This window comes from Dyella sp. SYSU CM1112 (assembly GCF_058216415.1).
Genome location: NZ_JBZEGI010000106.1, coordinates 1 through 290, shown reverse-complemented (window position 1 = coordinate 290; position 290 = coordinate 1). Strand labels below are relative to the sequence as shown.

Sequence of the window (290 nt, the reverse complement as noted above, 5' to 3'; positions counted from 1 at the left end):
GTCATGAAAGCAAGCAAGGGGCATGAGGAGCCCCAGGCACGACTCGATGGGGTGGCATTCGAAAACGGCACCATTGAATTCGACTTGAAGCCTATTAATGATGAATGGCCGACAGTGCGCTTTCGAGTGCACGACGCAAGCACTGCCGAAGAATTCTACATTCGCCCCGAACCGGACTGTGTAGTAGCCATAGACTGTTTGCAATATGCACCGATAATCCGTGGTCGCATGATGTGGGACAGCAATTACGAATATCAGTACTCGGCGCCGTTCCATGACAACGAGTGGAA

At 51.7% G+C, this 290-nt stretch carries 1 protein-coding gene; it reads left to right on the top strand.

Annotation, left to right across the window (positions count from 1 at the left end; all coding sequences use genetic code 11):
* The coding region (locus AC4HNJ_RS21820; RefSeq protein ID WP_490481716.1) for a hypothetical protein at window positions 1–290 on the top strand (290 nt) is incomplete at both ends.